The organism is Brenneria nigrifluens DSM 30175 = ATCC 13028 (assembly GCF_005484965.1).
Lineage (GTDB): Bacteria > Pseudomonadota > Gammaproteobacteria > Enterobacterales > Enterobacteriaceae > Brenneria > Brenneria nigrifluens.
Map to the genome: position 1 here is coordinate 3264086 of NZ_CP034036.1, position 18560 is coordinate 3282645.

The following is an 18560-nucleotide window of genomic DNA, read 5'->3' on the forward strand; positions in this document are numbered from 1 at the left end:
ATTATTTATCCCCAATCAACCGGGCCAGATATTGCCCATAGTGCGTCTTGCTGAGTGACTTTGCTTCTTCAGCAACTTGTTCTTTAGTCATCCACCCTTTACGGAAAGCAATCTCTTCCAGACAGGCCACTTTAAAGCCCTGGCGTTTTTCAATAGTATGAACAAATTGCGATGCTTCGATCAGACTGTCGTGCGTACCGGTATCCAGCCAGGCAAAACCACGCCCCAGCAATTCCACATTCAGCAACCCCTTCTCGAGGTACATTTCATTTAAGGTCGTGATTTCAAGCTCGCCGCGCGAAGAGGGTTTTACCTGCTTGGCCATCTCGACGATCTGGTCATCATAAAAATAAAGTCCCGTTACTGCCCAGTTTGACTTTGGTTTCAACGGTTTTTCTTCCAGAGATATCGCCCTGTTATTTTCATCAAACTCAACTACACCAAAGCGCTCAGCATCCACTACCTGATAGCCAAACACCGTCGCACCTTCTGTACGAGCTGCCGCCGTCTCCAATTTTTTGCCAAAGCTCTGTCCAAAATAAATATTATCTCCCAACACTAAGGCACAGCGATCACCGTTGATAAACTCCTCTCCGATAAGGAATGCCTGAGCCAAACCATCAGGACTCGGCTGTATCGCATAGCTAAATTGGACACCAAAACGGCTGCCATCACCCAACAGGCGTTTGAATGAAGGCATATCCTCCGGCGTTGAAATAATCAGGATATCTTTAATTCCGGCCAGCATCAGAACAGATATCGGGTAATACACCATCGGTTTATCATAAATAGGCAACAGCTGTTTAGACACTCCGCGAGTAATTGGATGTAAACGCGTCCCGGAACCACCGGCCAATACAATACCTTTCATATTAATTTCTCCTAAAATTAACGCGTTAATCCCAGTCGTTCCCCAGCGTAAGAACCATCTTTAACACGCTGCCACCATTTCTTATTCTCCAAATACCATTTGACGGTTTTACGAATTCCGCTTTCGAATGTTTCCTGCGGTTTCCAGTCTAACTCATTATAAATTTTATTAGCATCAATGGCATAGCGTAGATCGTGTCCGGGACGGTCGTCCACATAAGTGATAAGATCTTCGTAGTTTGTAACACCTGTCGGTTTATTGGGAACCAGTTCTTCCAACAACTGACAAATAGTGCGTACTACCTCAATATTTTTGCGCTCATTGTGACCACCGATATTATAGGTTTCCCCAACTTTGCCTTCGGTGACTACTTTATATAAAGCACGCGCATGATCTTCGACATACAACCAATCACGGATCTGGCCCCCGTTGCCGTATACCGGCAATGATTTGCCTTCCAGGGCATTGAGAATGACTAACGGAATCAGTTTTTCCGGAAAGTGGTAGGGTCCGTAGTTATTAGAGCAGTTGGTAATGATGGTTGGCAGGCCATAAGTACGCAACCAAGCGCGTACCAGATGGTCACTGGACGCTTTGGAGGCCGAGTACGGACTGCTAGGCGCATAGGGTGTTAGTTCGGTAAACAGATCGTCGGTGCCGTGCAGATCACCATATACTTCATCGGTTGAAATATGGTGGAAGCGGAAAGTACGTTTTGCCTGCTCTTCCAGAGTCCCCCAGTAGTGGCGAGTGGATTCCAACAGCGTATAGGTCCCCACTACATTCGTTTCAATAAATGCGGCTGGCCCATCAATAGAACGGTCTACATGACTTTCAGCAGCCAGATGCATTACCGCATTCGGCTGATATTCATTAAAAATACTATCCAACTGAGCACGGTCACAGATATTAACGAGTTCAAATCTAAACCGCTTATTATCTGAGACTGATTTTAATGACTCCAGGTTTCCCGCATAAGTGAGGCTATCCAATACCAATACTTCATCATTGGTATTATTAATAATATGACGAACAACGGCTGATCCTATAAAACCAGCCCCCCCAGTCACTATAATCTTCATACTATCCTCGTTAAATTGACATCTTACTATTTTGAGCGTCGATAAAATTAATTCCAATAACGCTTGTGCATACTAAAATTTTTCACCAGCACACTGGGAATACGTTTATATTTTTGGCCTAACTTATATCCTGCTATTTTCATAAAGTTATTTATAAAGGCAAAGGGGATATATGCAATTCCGTGTTTCAAAAGAAAACGCAACTCAGAGAAAATAAATTTTTTTCCTTCACCACCAGCACCGCCGAACTTTTCTCTAATCCAGGGTTCATCAGCATGAAATACCCCTATATCAAAGTAGCGTTTAAACTCTTCCACTGCGCTGTAGTTATGAGAATGCCTGACTACTGCTTCAGAGACATAAGCGACTTTATATCCGGCTAATACTGCTTTAGCAGTAAAGTACATATCCTCACACAAAATAGTATCTGAAGGGAATCCACCTAACTGTTGGAGTACGTCAATACGGTAGGCAGAAAAAGAATTAGACATAAAAACGGTTTTTAACCCCATTTTTTTTGAGTCACTAATACTGTAAATATGACTTTGCCCTGGATAGTTAAAGTATCTTGCGTGCTGGGCAAGAGGATTGGCATCCAGATGAGGTAACTGCCGACCGTAGGCACAGGCCACACCAGGGTCATCAAAAACCGAAACGATTCTTTCAATAAAACCCGATTCGGGAATTGCATCCTGAGTTAAAAAAATCACAATATCAAACCTGTCAGCGTTAACCTTGACCGCCTGATTTCGGGTTCCACCATGGTTAAAATCTTTAGCATCAATATTCATGGTATCGAACCCAAGACCTTTGGCTATTTCAGCCGTACCATCTTCACTACCGGAGTCAATAATCTGAACATATAACTCATCCGGACCATAACTTTTAATTTTTTCAGCTACTACTTTCCAAACATCACCGCCGTTATAGGTTGGGATCGCTACAAAATATTTCATTTTCTCTCTTTTAGCAATATAGATTAAATAATATAGGAATGCCAAATCGAAGGAATACCTTGATGCAAATAATCTTTCCTATCTTATTTTATTACCAGAATTTTTATAATTAATATGCACCATCTCTCTTTAAAACAACGTTGATTGTTTTAAACAAAATAACGATATCATTCCATAAAGACCAATTTTTAACATACCAAGAATCGAAATAAACTCGAGTGTCATAATCAACATCACTACGCCCACTTACTTGCCATAACCCCGTCATGCCAGGTTTTGCCATTAAGTAGTAATCAACGTCACCGGCATATCTTTCAAGCTCTTTTTCAATAATTGGTCTCGGACCAACAAGACTCATTTCACCTTTTATCACATTGAATAGTTGCGGCAATTCATCCAGACTGGTTTTCCGAATAAACTTACCGACTTTGGTTACTCGGGGATCATCTTTTAATTTAAAATCTTTGTGCCACTCTTCTCTTGCTTTAGGGTCTGTCAATAGTAAATTCTCTAATACGTCTTGTGAGTTGACGACCATGGAACGGAATTTTAAGCATTTAAATTTCCTACCATTTTTTCCCACCCGTTCATGTCCGTAAACGGCAGGACCGCCATCTCTGGACACTAAGTACATAAGTAAAATCAGTAATGGGGAAAGAAGTATCGTTATTAATACCGCACCTAAAAAATCAAAACTACGCTTCAAAAAACGAGAAGTCATTTTTTCAAGATTGTTATTCACCCTCAAAATAATCACTTCATGACTAAAGATAAAAGACATATCTGTTCCGTAGAGAGGAACTCCTCGCAATGTAGGCACTACCGAAACAGAACGGCAATGATGTTTAGCCAGGTTTTTTAACCATTCATCTCGTTGTGTCTGTTCATCATATTCTAACGCCACAATAAATTGCGTACTTCGTGGATCGCTATTTTTCCATAACTCATCCTCTGAAGTGAGGATGGAAGCGTTAGGAATATCATTTAAGCAATTCTTTCCCGTTGAAAAAAATGCTCGAACATCAAACCCTAAGATAGGCTCGCTCTGTAATGCATCATAAGCATCCTTTGCGTTCTTTCCATCACCGATTATGGTCGTAGATTTTTTCCACATGCCATATTTATCCAATATTTTTTTAGTCAAGGATCTGAATAGCGGTACCAATATCAGCGCCAAACCCCATGTCAAAATCCAAATGTGGCGGGAAAATTGCCACTTTGAAAAAGCCACCATAGCGAGATCTAATACAGCAAAAATAATGAGTGTCCGTAATATTTCTTTGAGCTCAAACCAAAATGGTTTTCTGTAAGAATAATGTCTTAACCTAACCCAAAACCACGCTACACATAGGATGGAAAGAATAAAATGAGAGAGAAAACGAACTGGCAACTCTGATACTGGTATATGCTCGCGAATATCTACCCCAAGAGAAAAGATAATAAAAACCGCAATCAATAATGATAGATTAAAAAAAATCAGATCTGATACTGATAAAATCAGCTTCGCCAGATCTGTTTTACTTACACCAAAAAATGCATTCATATATATACCTTTATATTATCATTTTAATTTTATGCAAAAAATATCATTAAAATTAACACTACTTACTAATTAACCAGTGGAATTATACTTTTCTAAAAAACATTCACAGAGTATTAAATATTAACTTAATCACCTCTATATATTATTTATGTACACCCTACACCTTTAATAAACAATCTTGTCTCATAAAAAATAAAATCCATTAGAATTTTCATATATATAAAATTAATATTTTAAGAAATAACTAATGAAAGAAATGAAACCACATGAATATGATAATACTCATATGATTAATGAGGTTAGCTAGTGATTAAAAAAGAAGTTTTTAGCGGGAAATATCCTAAAGTGATAAAAAATAAGAATTACATTTATTTTTGTTGTTATATGGCAAATGCCATATAACAACTTGCTTATTCAATTATTCCATAATCTGTTTTTAATATAGAATTATCGATCCATTCAAAAAAATCAATTATTTATCCGATTTATAATCATAAGTATAGTAATGATAATTCCCATAACCATAATAACCAGCCGCACGTTTTACAATTGCATTAAGGATAACACCCTTGATTTCCGCACCATTCTGTTCAAAACGTCGAATACTTACCTCAATTTCTTTTAACGTGTTTTCTTCAAAACGCGCCACCAATAGCGATGTTCCAGCATGACGACTAATAATGGCCGCATCGGTCACTGCCAAAATCGGCGGGGTATCCAACAATATCAGATCATAGCGTTCTCCGGCCCAAGTTATAAACTCAGCAAAATGGCTATGCATCAGCAATTCGGAAGGATTTGGCGGCACCTGTCCGCGCGGAATAAAATGCATATTTTCCACCGCTGTGTTGCGCACGCTTTGTTCTGCGTTGCACTGGCCGGATAAAATATCCGATAGGCCGTTAGTGCTTTGGGTTCCCATCAGTTCATGGGCATAACCTTTACGCATATCACAGTCGACAATAAGCACCCGCTGCCCAGCCTGCGCAATCACCGCTCCCAGGTTGGCGCTGATAAAGGTTTTACCAATAGCCGGGCTGGCGCCGGAAATCATCAGTACATTATTTTTTGCTTCCATCATCGCAAAATGCAGGCTGGTGCGCAGGCTGCGAATAGCTTCAATAGCCAAATCCGTTGGGTTGCCCACTGCCAGCAACTCTGTGGAACGGGCATTCTTTTTACTCCCTTGCCCCAGAAGCGCTCTATCTTTTTTCTGCTGCCATTCAGAAAGCGGCACGCTGGCATAAACGTTAATACCCAGTTCTTCCAGTTCTTCCGGACTTTTAATCCCTTTATGCAACATAGTCTTAAGAATTACAAAAGCGGTAGAAAGCATCCCACCCAGAATCAGGCTTAATAAAATGACTAATACTTTTCTGGGCTTAACTGGCTTTAGCTGTGTGACAGCAGAGTCAATAATACGTACATTGCCGACAACGCTGGCCTTATTAATGCTAAGCTCCTGCTGCTTATTCAGCAGTTGCATATACACTTCCTGCCCTGCTTCCACATCCCGCGTTAAGCGCAATATTTCCTGTTGGGTTTTTGGCATCCCGCCCACCCGTTTATTAAGCTTATCCCTTTCTTGCTCCAGCGTTACCCTCTTCTCCATTAAGGCACGATAGGCCGGGTGCTCTTTGGTATACAGCTTGGATATTTCCGCTTCTTTAAAGGTTAGTTCATTGAGCTGTGACTCTACTGATACCATAGTATCCAGAACCGCTTTGGCCTCTAACGATAAGTCAACAGATTCATTTTGCTGACGGAATCTATTTAGTTTATTTTCAGCATCATTCAGTGAATCACGCACAAACGGCAGTTGCTCTTTAAGAAACGCCAGGCTTTTACCCGCCTCTTCCGATTTGCGCTCAACGTTTTGCTGTAGATAGTTCTGGCTGATGCTGTTTAAAATTTTGCTGACTTTAGCCGGATCTTCCCCTTCCAAACTAAGCTGTAAAACGCCGGTATCTTTCCCCGTATCAGCAACAGTAAAATCATCAATCAGCGTATTAATCGCGGTGAGTTCATTAAGTTTTTTTAACCGGAAAACCGTGCCATCCGACGCAGCAACATCGCTGACTAATAGCGAAAGTCCGTTGTGTTTCTCCAACTGACCGATAGTGCCAGTAAAACTGACAACATCACCGGCGGCCACTTGATATGTAGTGCTGTTTAATACCGTTAATTCAATTTTTTCATCCTGCCAGGAAGCAGGTACTTCCAGGCGAGAAACTGCAATTTTTCCTGGCTCCTCATTTAAAATTCGAGCCAGTCCTTTACCCACGACAGGAAAATATTTTTGCTCAACCACCGTATCCAGAGCAAGATCGCGAATGGTTTTACCAATCACCATACGAGATTTAATTAGCTCAATTTCTGCCGCCGATTGCGGCTTGGCTTCTGGCAACATGCTGGAGATATCACTTAGAAGTTTATTACCTGAGTTTTGCTCCACCTGAATTAACGCATCAGCCTTATATATTGGCGTCGCCAATGTGGCATATAAAATTCCGACAATAGCAAATAGCGCGGTAACACCAATAATCAACCATCTATTGTCCAGCAATGTTCCCAATAAACGCCCTAAATCAATTTCATCTGAATTGGTTTCAGATGCTTTTACTGAAATTTTCTCTGCCATGGGTTTCCCTGACTAGTTAACGGCTTAATGCTTGTACCCATTTCTGGGCCGACTGCTCAAGTTGTGAATAGACGAATTCAAACGCTTCGCGACTTTTACGGTAAGGATCGGCAATTTCCTGCTGATTGAGCCAATGACCGAACAACATGGTTTTGCCGCGCACCTCGGGGGCGATACGGCACACCGCATCAATATGGCCTTTTTCCATTACCAGAATCAGATCGTACTGACGGCATAAGGCGGACGTCAGTTGCTGAGCGCAATGCCCTGCAAGTGACAGGCCATGCTGGCTTGCCACTTCACTCGCGGTGGCATCTGCCGGTTTACCCACCAATGCCCCTAATCCGGCAGAGGAAACCTGTTTGGCGGGTAATGCCTGTTTCAGCAGCCGCTCCCCGGTTGGGGAACGGCAGATATTGCCAACGCAGACCACTAAAATAGAATCGAACATCATTTATCTCTATGGCCAGTTACGGATGCGCAATGTGCCTTCAGTTAATTCGTTAAAGCCGGAGATGGTCGGTACAATCTGACTGATTACGCGGTTCCAACGCGCCAGCGGTGCCGTGGTGACATAAACAATATCATAGGGCTGGAGCTGAAATTCGGTGCCCATTACCATTGCCGTGGCATCAGACATATTAAGCTGATAAATATTCGCCAGTTTTTTCCCTTCCGTGCCGCGTAAGGAACGAATAACAAACACTCCGCTAGCATCGGACACAGACTGAGATATTCCTTCGGCATTACCCAACGCCTCGGTCAGCGTCATACCACTGCGGTCCATTTTCAGCGTGCTCTGCTTACTCACTTCCCCCATTACAAACACTTTAAGATCGTCGTTACGGGGAATGTAGAGAATATCGCCGGGATACAGCAGACGGTTTTGCGACAGGTCGCCGTTTTGCATCAGAGCTTGGAGGGAGATAAGCTGCTCTTTGCCGTTGTGCGTCAGCACAATATTGCGCCAGTCGGCATTTTCCGTTAACCCGCCGGCTTTATTAACAGCGTCCAGCACCGTCAACGGCACATTGGTAATTTCCTGCTGGCCTGAAGTGGCTACTTCTCCGGTTACATACGCTTTTTGCGAGCGAAATGCGGCGATGCTGACATCAACCTGCGGGGATTCAATATAGGTTGCCAGCCGCCCCATAATCTCATCACGCACCTGCGTCACCGTTTTTCCGGCCACTTTCACCTTGCCGATATAGGGATAGAAGATGGTGCCATCGGAATGAACCCAGTTGCCGGTATCCGCCGCCGTACGGTAGGTCCCCGCCGGAGTGGTTAACTCCGGGTGATCCCATACGGTAACCATAATTACGTCGCCGATACCGATACGGTATTCATAGCGCTGCAATTCTTGATCCAGCTGTGGATTGGTCTGCGCCACCAGCGGCTTAGGGCGCATTTTATCCACCAGAGACGGGGTTAGCGGATAAACATTAACCAGTTTATCAATGTCAAAATCAGCATCCTGTTGCTTGACCACTTCTTTTCCACCGGTGGAAAGGTGGGAGCCGGGAATTATGGTACAGCCACTTAGCAACGCTGCGGATACCATCAGCGGTATCAATTTTAACCTGTGCTTTATCATTCTATTATGCCATCGCTTTTAATTGAAAATTGCGCAAGTCCCTACAAAATAATCAATGATTATAGAGAAGATTCATTCAAATAAAGCCGCCATCTAACAGCTAAAAGGCGGGTAATTTACCGCTTTAACGATGTTGCTCCGTACTGCCTGCTACCGCACTCCGGCCGTGATTGATACGTCGAACCCAGGCCAGCACCCGCCATACACGAGTGATCAACCAGAAATAACCGACGGACGCCGCCAGAAATGCGCTTAACATCATAGACTCTGTTACGCCGTTATGCTCGCTAATGATGCCGATTACCGCGAATAAAATCGCCGCGCTGACAATAACCATCAGAGTCTGCCGTGGCGTTAACCCGCCGCGCATCAATATATGATGCAAATGTTCACGGTCGGGTTTGAACGGGCTACTACCTTTGCGAATACGGCGCACCATAACGGCGACCATATCCATCAGGGGGAGCGCGATAAACCATAGCGCAGTAACCGGCCGTATTACCGCTCCCTCGCCTTGGGTCGCCAATATCAGTAGCCAGATTACCGTAAAACCAATCATCGTGCTGCCCGCATCGCCCATAAATACCTTAAATTTTTCCCCCAGTGGAATACCCAGGTTAAGCAAAATATAAGGCAGCGTAGCAGCCAGCAGACACAGGCTCCACTGAGCCAGTTCGTAATGTCCGCCAAAATAAAAAACCACCGCCAGCGCACCGAAAGTTACGCAGGAAAGCGCCCCCAGTAAACCATCGATACCGTCAGCCATATTAAAGGCGTTGATGGCGCCCCATACGGCAAACAGCGTGACGGCATAGCCGATAACGCCCAAAAACAGCTCGCGACCAAATAGGATATTTCCCAGCGATACCAGATATAACCCGGCATACATCATCACGCCGGCGACAAGCGCCTGCATTGCAATACGGGGTAATACGGGAAGATCAAAGCGGTCGTCCAGTACGCCAACAACCAGCAGCGCGCTGGCGCAGACCATATAAACGGGGAAATCAGGTAACCAGTCAGGATGGAGCGCATATAAAACCCACAGCGCCAGATAGATGGAAATACCGCCAACATACGGAATATGCCCATGATGGTGCTTTCGTGCATCGGGTTTATCCACCAACCCAACTTTTATTGCGGCCTTTCTTGCAAAGAACAGCGCAACAAATGCGCTGACGAGGATAACCGTAAATTCCTGCATTTTCGCACCACCATCAACCGTTATTAAGTATGAAGCATCAGACACGCTACCGCCCTTGGCTTCTAGCAACCAATGCGCTGTAAAAGTACGGGTCCCCTACTCCTGCTGGCGTTGAATTTGGGTCCGTAGTTCACACGGGGCGTGTGATATTTATACGTTTATCTAAGGCTGTAGTAGAATTAACAAAAAAACAACAACCTTGTTTTTTAATAAAAAAGTGACCTTCATTACAAAAACTGAATTTTGCACTCCCATAGTATTGACGAGTAATTGCAGAGCACAAGGATAAGATGTTTTAAGAAGAGTTTTTCAGAATAAGACTACGCGCATCCCTGTCCATGCCGCCTCCATTAGCATAAAACACCGACTTAAAGATTAAAGTCAGTATGTTTTGAGGTAAATTTTAGTAAAGATAATAGTCTATGCACATCGTAATTACAGTTACATCCAGACATATTCTAGGCATGGTTTGCCAACACATCAAACATTGCGCGCCATATCAGAGACATAAAGCTGAAAAGGGCATAAAAAGCCGCCAATTGGTTAAATATAAAGCTGAATATGGTTGTTCAGGTTGGTTATTTCTGCGGGGGCCCCGCAGGGCGGACCCCACGGTTTGTGGCGAGTAACCGGCAAACTTTTTGATAACAATCCGTTAGCTTTTGGTGGATCGCTGGCAGGGAATACCGTGTCAAGTATTCATCTTCGCGGGGAGGTATCTCTTTACTCCGAGTTGCCGGCGGAAGCAGATCCCCGCCTACGGTCTCGGGGATGACCGGTGGGGATTCGTGGGATGGTGGTGGTATTTCGCAAGGAGGGCGTTGGTTTACGCCGATTGCGCATAGCGGCCTGACGTTATGGTAACAAATCCCCATACACAAATTCTGGTTCATCAGCGTTTGCCCTGATACGCTAACGGGCGTCATATGCGAATAAAGGTGAAATAATAAGTATGGAGTGGATCGCAGATCCAACGATATGGGCCGGTTTAGCCACGCTCGTCGTATTGGAACTGGTGCTGGGAATCGACAATCTCGTCTTTATTGCCATTCTGGCCGAAAAATTACCTAAACAAGAAAGAGATAAAGCCCGCGTTTTCGGCCTGTTACTGGCGCTGGTGATGCGGCTGATTTTATTGTCGTCCATTTCCTGGCTCGTATCCCTGACTACCCCTCTCTTCACCCTGCTCGGACATTCATTCAGCGCGCGCGATGTCATTATGCTGGTAGGCGGCGTGTTCCTGTTATTTAAAGCGACCATGGAGCTCAACGAGCGCCTGGAAGGCAAGGATCAGGATCAGCATGCGCAGCGCAAAGGCGCGCGTTTCTGGCCTGTGGTGGCGCAAATCGTCGTTCTGGACGCCATTTTCTCGCTCGATTCGGTGATCACCGCCGTCGGTATGACAGACCACTTATTAGTGATGATGTCTGCGGTGACGATTGCCATCTTCCTGATGCTGTTGGCCAGTAAACCGCTGACCCGTTTTGTCGGTGAACATCCGACCATTGTTATTTTGTGTCTGAGCTTTCTGCTGATGATTGGTTTCAGCCTGGTCGCGGATGCATTTGGCTATCATATTCCCAAGGGGTATCTCTACGCCGCTATCGGTTTCTCGGTGCTTATTGAATTGTTGAATCAGGTATCGCAATTTAACCGCCGGCGTTTTCTTTCCTCTTCCGTTCCCCTGCGTCAACGCACCGCCGAGGTTGTGCTACGTATTTTGCGCGGCGATCATGACGAGGCCGAACTGGATAACCAGACGTCCTCGATGATTGCGGATAACGCGCACGCCGGTCAGGAGGTTTTCAACCAGCAGGAACGCCGCATGATAGAACGCGTTCTTGGTATGGCGCAGCGCGCCATCAGCAGTATTATGACGTCCCGCCACGACATCGATCCTGTCGCGCTTAATACCTCGCAGGAGGAATTGGCGCAGATATTAAAAACTAATCAGCATACCCGGCTGGTTATCGTCGATAGCGATACCTCGGATGAGCTGCTGGGGATCGTGAATGTCACCGACCTGTTACAGCAACAGCTTAACCATGAGCCTTTTGACCTGCGTATTCTAATGCGTCAGCCGCTGGTGTTTCCTGAACAGCTTTCGCTGCTACAGGCCCTCGACCAATTCAGGGAGGCGCGTACCCACTTCGGATTTGTCGTTGATGAATTCGGTTCGGTGGAAGGCATCGTCACCTTAAGCGACGTGATGGAAACCATCGCCGGTAACCTGCCATTGGCGGGAGAAGAACTGGATGCCCGCCATGATATTCAGCAGAATGCGGACGGTAGCTGGACGGCAAACGGTTATATTCCGCTGGAAGATCTGACCATGTACGTTCCGCTGACGCTGGATGAAAAGCGCGAATATTATACGCTGGCAGGGTTACTGATGGAGCACTCCCAGCGGATCCCGCAGGCCGGAGATACCTTGTCCATCGACGGTTATCAGTTCAAAATTTTAACGGTGGAAAGCCATCGTATCGTCAAGGTGTTGATTACCCCGAACAGCGAGCCGCAATCGGACTTCGAGGTCTGAATTCTTAATCTACGGCGTGCTTGTGAAGCGGCCATTGACATGGCCAATTACCTGATTCGCCGCCGGCAATTAGGCATACCGCAAAGCAGCCGGGACAGCTTTTCGTTGCTTGCGACACACGGCATCATACCCAATGAACTATCCGACAACCTGCAGAAGATGGTGGGTTTACGCAATATAGCAGTACTTGATTATCAGGCCCTGAATATAGATATCGTGATTTACGTTATTCAGAATCGGTTAGGTGATTTTGAGGACTTTATTAAAGAGATAGCCCGGAACACCCAGACTGATTCTTGATGCTGGCTCGCAAACTTCCGCTGCCCACTGCAAACGCATAAGTTTTTCCCAGAGCGCCTTTGCACAATCTTCTCCTGGTCGTTTTTTCCTTGCCGCGCGTCGTTATCATTGCCGTCAGGAAGAAATACTGCGATGGACCGCATGCAAACTCACGACGCGCTATTTAAAACCTACCTCAGTAATATTGACGTCGCCCGCGACTTTCTTACCATTCACCTGCCGCCGCATATTGGTGAGATCTGCGATTTCAGTACGCTGAGGCTTGAAGCGACCTCGTTTACCGATGAAACGCTGCGTACCCGGATGTCCGATATGCTCTATTCGCTGCAAACTCAACAGGGCGCCGCGTATATCTACTGTCTGATTGAACACCAGAGCACGCCCGACCGGCTGATGGCTTTCCGCCTGTTGCGTTACTGTTTGAACGCCATGCAGTCGCATCTGGAGCAAGGCAATAAAAATCTGCCGCTGGTCGTTCCCCTGCTGTTTTACCATGGCAGCCAAACACCCTATCCCTATAGCCTGCGCTGGCTTGACCACTTTGATCATCCGTCGCTGGCCGAAAGGATATACGGTCAGCCTTTCCCGTTGGTCGATCTCACCGTCATCCCTGATGACGAAATCAAAACTCACCGCAAGGCGGCGCTGCTGGAGCTGGTACAAAAACATATCCGCCAGCGGGACATACTGGAACTGGTTCAGGATATCGGGTTATTATTTAGCCAATGGGCGCCGCCCCCTGAACTGCGAAAAGCGTTACTGGTTTATATGATTAAATCCGGCAATACTCGCTCAGTGCCGCATTTCACCCAGATCTTAACGGAAACACTGCCTCAGCACCGGGAGGAAATTATGACCATTGCACAGCAACTGGAACAGATCGGTTTTAAAAAGGGAATGCAGCAGGGAATCGAGAAAGGTATAGAAAAGGGCATGGAAAAAGGAATCAAAACCAGTACCCGGCAAATCGCCCGCCAATTACTGCTCAAAGGCATGGATAAAGAGACCGTGCAGCAAATTACCGGGCTTACGCCGGAGGAAGTGGCGCAGTTGGCTGAAAAAGAGTAGTGAGACTGCTGTTTTATGGGGAGTCCTCAGTGCATAAGAAAACATATCACGATAACCAACGCGTGGCTTCATAAACACTCCCCTCAGGAAGCGTAATAACGCCAAATGCCAACTAGATATTTGGGCCGGCATCGCAAACTTCCGCTCGCCCCTGCAAACGCATAAGTTTTTCCCAGAGCGCCTTTGCACAATCTTCTCCTGGTCGTTTTTTCCTTGCCGCGCGTCGTTATCATTGCCGTCAGGAAGAAATACTGCGATGGACCGCATGCAAACTCACGACGCGCTATTTAAAACCTACCTCAGTAATATTGACGTCGCCCGCGACTTTCTTACCATTCACCTGCCGCCGCATATTGGTGAGATCTGCGATTTCAGTACGCTGAGGCTTGAAGCGACCTCGTTTACCGATGAAACGCTGCGTACCCGGATGTCCGATATGCTCTATTCGCTGCAAACCCAACGGGGCGCCGCCTATATCTACTGCCTGATTGAACACCAGAGCACGCCCGACCGGCTGATGGCTTTCCGCCTGTTGCGTTACTGTTTGAACGCCATGCAGTCGCATCTGGAGCAAGGCAATAAAAATCTGCCGCTGGTCGTTCCCCTGCTGTTTTACCATGGCAGCCAAACGCCCTATCCCTATAGCCTGCGCTGGCTTGACCACTTTGATCATCCGTCGCTGGCCGAAAGGATATACGGTCAGCCTTTCCCGTTGGTCGATCTCACCGTCATCCCTGATGACGAAATCAAAACTCACCGCAAGGCGGCGCTGCTGGAGCTGGTACAAAAACATATCCGCCAGCGGGACATACTGGAACTGGTCCAGGATATCGGGTTATTATTTAGTCAATGGGCGCCGCCCACTGAACTGCGAAAAGCGTTACTGGTTTATATGATTAAATCCGGCAATACTCGCTCAGTGCCGCATTTCACCCAGATCTTAACGGAAACACTGCCTCAGCACCGGGAGGAAATTATGACTATTGCACAGCAACTGGAACAGATCGGTTTTAAAAAGGGAATGCAGCAGGGAATCAAAACCAGTACCCGGCAAATCGCCCGCCAATTACTGCTCAAAGGCATGGATAAAGAGACCGTGCAGCAAATTACCGGGCTTACGCCGGAGGAAGTGGCGCAGTTGGCTGAAAAAGAGTAGTGAGACTGCTTAGACAAGTTCGGAGCTTTGCCATTAATGCCACCTCCCGGCATCCCCTTTCTCAGTTGTCTCTTATACACAAATACAAGCGCTCCTTGTCGGGCGCGTGCTACGACGTGGCATAAAAATACCTTTCTTTTCGCGCACGAAATAACACCGACCTTACATAGAACCATTATCGGTAATTTGTGACTAAGAGACAGCCTTTCTCAGGGGGAGGAGCAACCCCAAAAAACGCTGCCTTAAAGCCGATCAAGCAGTTGTTTCAGATCCTTGCCTTTCTGGCTTTGCTGATTCTTATCCGCCCACTGGTTTAAGCGCTTTTTCATCTCATTCTGCAAGCGCTTACGCAATAGTTGATCCACCTGCAACTGATAATTAAGCTTATCCCACGAACCGTATAGCCGTAACGGAATCGCCGTATCCCGCAGTACCTCAATCAACTGCTCATCGCCCTGCCAGCCATCGGTGACCCGCACGTTCAGGTTGGTATCGCAGGTTCTCGCCGGGAGGTCAATCTGCCCGGCTCCCGTCAGCGCCAGGAATTCAGAGCTGCCGCTCAGTTCATTTATCTTCAGCTTGCCCGCGTTCAACTGAATGTTTGCCGTCAACTGCCGGACTTCGGTATAGCGTTCGTAGCGTTCCTGGCCCCGCACGCTGTTGCTGCTGCGCACGACGGCCATCTGCACCATCTGCTGAATGTTCAATCCGTGGAAACGCAGATTGCGGGCTTGCAGCGCCGCGTTCCCCCGCCACTGCTGCGTCAAGGCCGGCAGAGTAAAAGCATCGCCGCCGAACTCGCCGCGCATGGAGAACTTACCGCTAAGACTTTCCGGCAAGGCAAATGCCGCCGTCAGCGGTGCGATATCGATATTATCCAGTTCCGGCTGAATAGTGATGACGGGAGATGCGGTGATATCCATCTTGCCCGGCAGAGAAAAATGTCCCTCCCCCAATTTTCCACTCAGCCTGGCGATATTCAGCAGCCCCTGCTGATTGGTCGCCTGCACGGTAAACTGGTTAATGTTAAGCCCGCGATAAATCAGCGATTCAGCCTGCAAGGACAAACGCGCGGTGAATCCCTGTAGAGCGCCCTCGCCTGGCTTCGCCGCGTTTTCAGCAGAGATAACCGGCTTGCCCGCTTTGACCTGAGCAGGTGAGGAACCGCGCTCCGCGCCAAGCTTGATGCCGAGCAGAGCATCCAAATCGAGCTTGTCTGACTTCAAATCCAGCACATAGTCGGGAATCTCGCCAAGCGCGGCGCTGCCGCTTCCCGTCAGTTGACTCTCATTGGCGCTCAGCGCCAGCTGGCTTACAGTAATCTTTTCCGGCTGGCGCTGATAGCTGGCCTGCAAGCTGCCGCTGCCGGTAATGCCGCCCGCCGGAATGTCCGACCCCTGAATCTGGTAATCCAGCTTCTCAATATTCGCATTGACCTGCTGCGGGAAATGCAGCATATCCAGATCGGCGGACAGCGAGACAGCGATATCCCGCTGATCGCGATTGACGCGGCTGGACAGCTCGATGCTCACCTGACGGTTGCCGTCCTGTTCCATTAATAGATTGATATCGCGAACGTTTATCTGTTCATTGTCGTTGCGTTGCAGAATCAGCAGGCTGTCCGCAACCCTTAACTTATCAATATCCAGCTTCCAGCCTTGCGTCTCGGCGGGCGCCGGCGATCCTGGCGGGGCGATGGGGGCATTGCCGGTGGGTTTAGCTGCGCTTTCCGGCGTCAACCGGATAACCGCGCCTTTCAGCATCACCTGCTTGACGGCGAGCTTATGGGAGAGAAGCGGCCAGAGTTTGACATCCAGACGCATGTTTTCGGCGCTGACCAGCGGCGCGGCCGCGCCCGGCGCGCTCAGCGACATGCCGCCGGACAGAATGCTCAGCTGCGGCCAGACATGCCAGCGCAGTTCGCCATCCAGCCGCAGTTGATAGCCGCTGCGATCCTCGACCTGCCTGACCATATAAGCGCGAAAGTCATTGGGATTAACCAGCACCACCAGCGCCGTCATTCCTGCCACCAGCACAACAAGCAGAATCGCCAGTGTCGTCAGAAATCTTCTCATGCCATCCTCATTGTCATTCGCCTTACAGCAGCAATCAGTCAGTCTTTGTCGATGCGGCTCGCCACGGCGCCCTGCTGATCTTTATATTTGGCATCCTGACGGCGGTTGTACGGGCGGGCCGCCGGCCCCGAAAGCGGCTCAAAACTCAGCGCGCCAATCATCATGCCGGGGCGCAACGCCAACGGCAACTTACCTGAATTATAGAACTCCAGCACAATTCTTCCCTGCCAACCGGGATCGATACGGTGCGCGGTTACGTGAACCATCAATCCTAAACGCGCCAGCGAGGAGCGTCCGTCAAGCCAGCCCACCAGATTATCCGGCAAAGTTACCGACTCCAGCGTGACCGCCAGCGCCAGCTCGCCCGGATGCAGAAAGAAGGCTTCGCCTTCCGGTAGATTGATTTCATCGCTCATGACGCGATCCAGCGCCGCGCTGACCTCATCCTTCGGCCCGCTTAGATCAATAAAGGCCGCGGTGTGTCCTCTGAAAACCCGAAACTGATTGCCTAAACGGACATCGACGGTCGCGCCATTAATTCTTTCTGTTGGCGGACGGGGCGTAATTGATAACCGGCCGTCATCCAGCCAGGCTTCAATATCACGATCACACAGTCTCATTTTTTCTCCACTCGAATCGGTAATGGGTAAAAAAAGCCCAAAAAGATTATTCAAAGAACTGGCTTATCTTGGCTTTCAGAATATCAATCGCAATACGGTTTTTGCCGCCGCGCGGCACGATAATATCGGCATATTGCTTGGAAGGCTCGATGAATTGCAGGAACATCGGACGTACCGTTTTCTGGTACTGCTCCATCACCGAGTCCATGGAACGGCCGCGCTCGTTGACGTCGCGGCGCATACGGCGCATCAGGCAGATATCCAGCGGCGTATCGACAAAAATGGAGAAATTCATCTCGTCGCGCAGGCGGGCTTCCGTCAATAGCAGAATACCTTCCAGAATAATGACCTTCTTCGGCTCAAGATGCACCGTTTCCCGCATCCGGGTATGTTCGACATAGCTATACAGGGGAAGCTCTATCGCCTGACCGGCTTTTAACATTTGCAGATGCGTTAGCAGCAGGCTGTGATCCATGGCGCTGGGATGGTCGTAATTCGTTTTGACCCGCTCTTCCATCGTCAGATGGCTTTGATCTTTGTAGTAACTGTCTTCGGGTATCACACCAATATGTTCGTCACCAACCTGGTCACGCAATTCACGGTATAACGTGCTGGAAATAAGACTTTTACCGGAAGCAGACGCGCCCGCTATCCCGATGATGACACACTGATGAGACTTATCAGTCATGGTAATTAACGACCTGATTAACATAAAAAAGAGAGGGATACACCAATGGTGCTGCGACGCGGCAATTATAAGGAGTTAGCACTGTTCGCGCCAGCCTTTCCACCATTGGCGGCGGAGACCACGAAGGAAATGCAGGGACAACGAAAGCGAAGCCGGAACGATGACGGGAAAAGGCGCGGCGAAACCTTGGTGCCGCCGCATGGATAATCGCAACCGTAAT

The 18560-nt window shown here is 47.6% G+C and carries 15 protein-coding genes; 4 read left to right on the forward strand and 11 right to left on the reverse strand.

All coding sequences use genetic code 11. The features are described 5' to 3' along the window. Nucleotide 1 precedes the first annotated feature (1 nt). The 8 genes from rfbA to wecA form a co-directional block, all read right to left on the reverse strand. A complete protein-coding gene (rfbA, locus tag EH206_RS15220; protein ID WP_009113717.1) occupies nt 2–871 on the reverse strand; it encodes a glucose-1-phosphate thymidylyltransferase RfbA in 870 nt (289 codons plus the stop codon). Between the two features lie 17 nt (nt 872–888). Beyond that, on the reverse strand, nt 889–1953 hold the full coding sequence (gene rffG / locus EH206_RS15225; RefSeq protein ID WP_009113718.1) for a dTDP-glucose 4,6-dehydratase: 1065 nt from the start codon (nt 1951–1953) through the stop codon (nt 889–891). A gap of 47 nt (nt 1954–2000) precedes the next feature. Next, nucleotides 2001–2909: a glycosyltransferase family 2 protein gene (locus EH206_RS15230; protein ID WP_009113719.1), complete on the reverse strand. Its 909-nt coding sequence runs from the start codon at nt 2907–2909 to the stop codon at nt 2001–2003. A 109-nt stretch (nt 2910–3018) separates the two neighbouring features. Continuing rightward, nucleotides 3019–4452, reverse strand: a complete 1434-nt coding sequence (gene wbaP, locus EH206_RS15235) for an undecaprenyl-phosphate galactose phosphotransferase WbaP (protein ID WP_009113720.1) — start codon at nt 4450–4452, stop codon at nt 3019–3021. A 472-nt stretch (nt 4453–4924) separates the two neighbouring features. Further along, complete coding sequence (gene wzc, locus EH206_RS15240; protein WP_009113721.1) at nt 4925–7093, reverse strand: tyrosine-protein kinase Wzc; 2169 nt, start codon at nt 7091–7093, stop codon at nt 4925–4927. Between the two features lie 16 nt (nt 7094–7109). Next, nucleotides 7110–7544: an arsenate reductase/protein-tyrosine-phosphatase family protein gene (locus EH206_RS15245; protein WP_009113722.1), complete on the reverse strand. Its 435-nt coding sequence runs from the start codon at nt 7542–7544 to the stop codon at nt 7110–7112. Between the two features lie 9 nt (nt 7545–7553). Further along, complete coding sequence (locus EH206_RS15250; protein ID WP_009113723.1) at nt 7554–8690, reverse strand: polysaccharide export protein; 1137 nt, start codon at nt 8688–8690, stop codon at nt 7554–7556. A 124-nt stretch (nt 8691–8814) separates the two neighbouring features. Further along, the gene (gene wecA / locus EH206_RS15255; RefSeq protein WP_009113724.1) at nt 8815–9894 is read right to left on the reverse strand and encodes a UDP-N-acetylglucosamine--undecaprenyl-phosphate N-acetylglucosaminephosphotransferase; all 1080 of its coding nucleotides are present in this window, start codon (nt 9892–9894) and stop codon (nt 8815–8817) included. A 952-nt stretch (nt 9895–10846) separates the two neighbouring features. Between wecA and EH206_RS15260 the strand changes: the two genes are divergently transcribed. The 4 genes from EH206_RS15260 to EH206_RS15275 all read left to right on the forward strand — a co-directional run bounded on the left by EH206_RS15260 (nt 10847) and on the right by EH206_RS15275 (nt 14957). Then, nucleotides 10847–12433, forward strand: a complete 1587-nt coding sequence (locus EH206_RS15260; RefSeq protein WP_009113725.1) for a TerC family protein — start codon at nt 10847–10849, stop codon at nt 12431–12433. 39 nt (nt 12434–12472) lie between these two features. Next, nucleotides 12473–12733, forward strand: a complete 261-nt coding sequence (gene hepT / locus EH206_RS15265; protein ID WP_009113726.1) for a type VII toxin-antitoxin system HepT family RNase toxin — start codon at nt 12473–12475, stop codon at nt 12731–12733. A gap of 132 nt (nt 12734–12865) precedes the next feature. Next, nucleotides 12866–13801, forward strand: coding sequence for an Rpn family recombination-promoting nuclease/putative transposase (locus EH206_RS15270; protein WP_009113727.1), 936 nt, complete (start codon nt 12866–12868; stop codon nt 13799–13801). 256 nt (nt 13802–14057) lie between these two features. Next, the gene (locus tag EH206_RS15275; RefSeq protein WP_009113728.1) at nt 14058–14957 is read left to right on the forward strand and encodes an Rpn family recombination-promoting nuclease/putative transposase; all 900 of its coding nucleotides are present in this window, start codon (nt 14058–14060) and stop codon (nt 14955–14957) included. 242 nt (nt 14958–15199) lie between these two features. On the opposite strand, the gene asmA is transcribed toward EH206_RS15275, so the two are convergent. From asmA to udk, 3 genes are read right to left on the reverse strand one after another with little or no spacing between them, the layout of a single operon-like run. Beyond that, a complete protein-coding gene (gene asmA / locus EH206_RS15280) occupies nt 15200–17032 on the reverse strand; it encodes an outer membrane assembly protein AsmA (RefSeq protein WP_009113729.1) in 1833 nt (610 codons plus the stop codon). A 38-nt stretch (nt 17033–17070) separates the two neighbouring features. Next, nucleotides 17071–17652 (reverse strand): dCTP deaminase, encoded by a 582-nt coding sequence (gene dcd, locus EH206_RS15285; protein ID WP_009113730.1) that lies wholly within the window; start codon nt 17650–17652, stop codon nt 17071–17073. 46 nt (nt 17653–17698) lie between these two features. Beyond that, complete coding sequence (gene udk, locus EH206_RS15290) at nt 17699–18340, reverse strand: uridine kinase (RefSeq protein ID WP_009113731.1); 642 nt, start codon at nt 18338–18340, stop codon at nt 17699–17701. Nucleotides 18341–18560 lie beyond the last annotated feature (220 nt).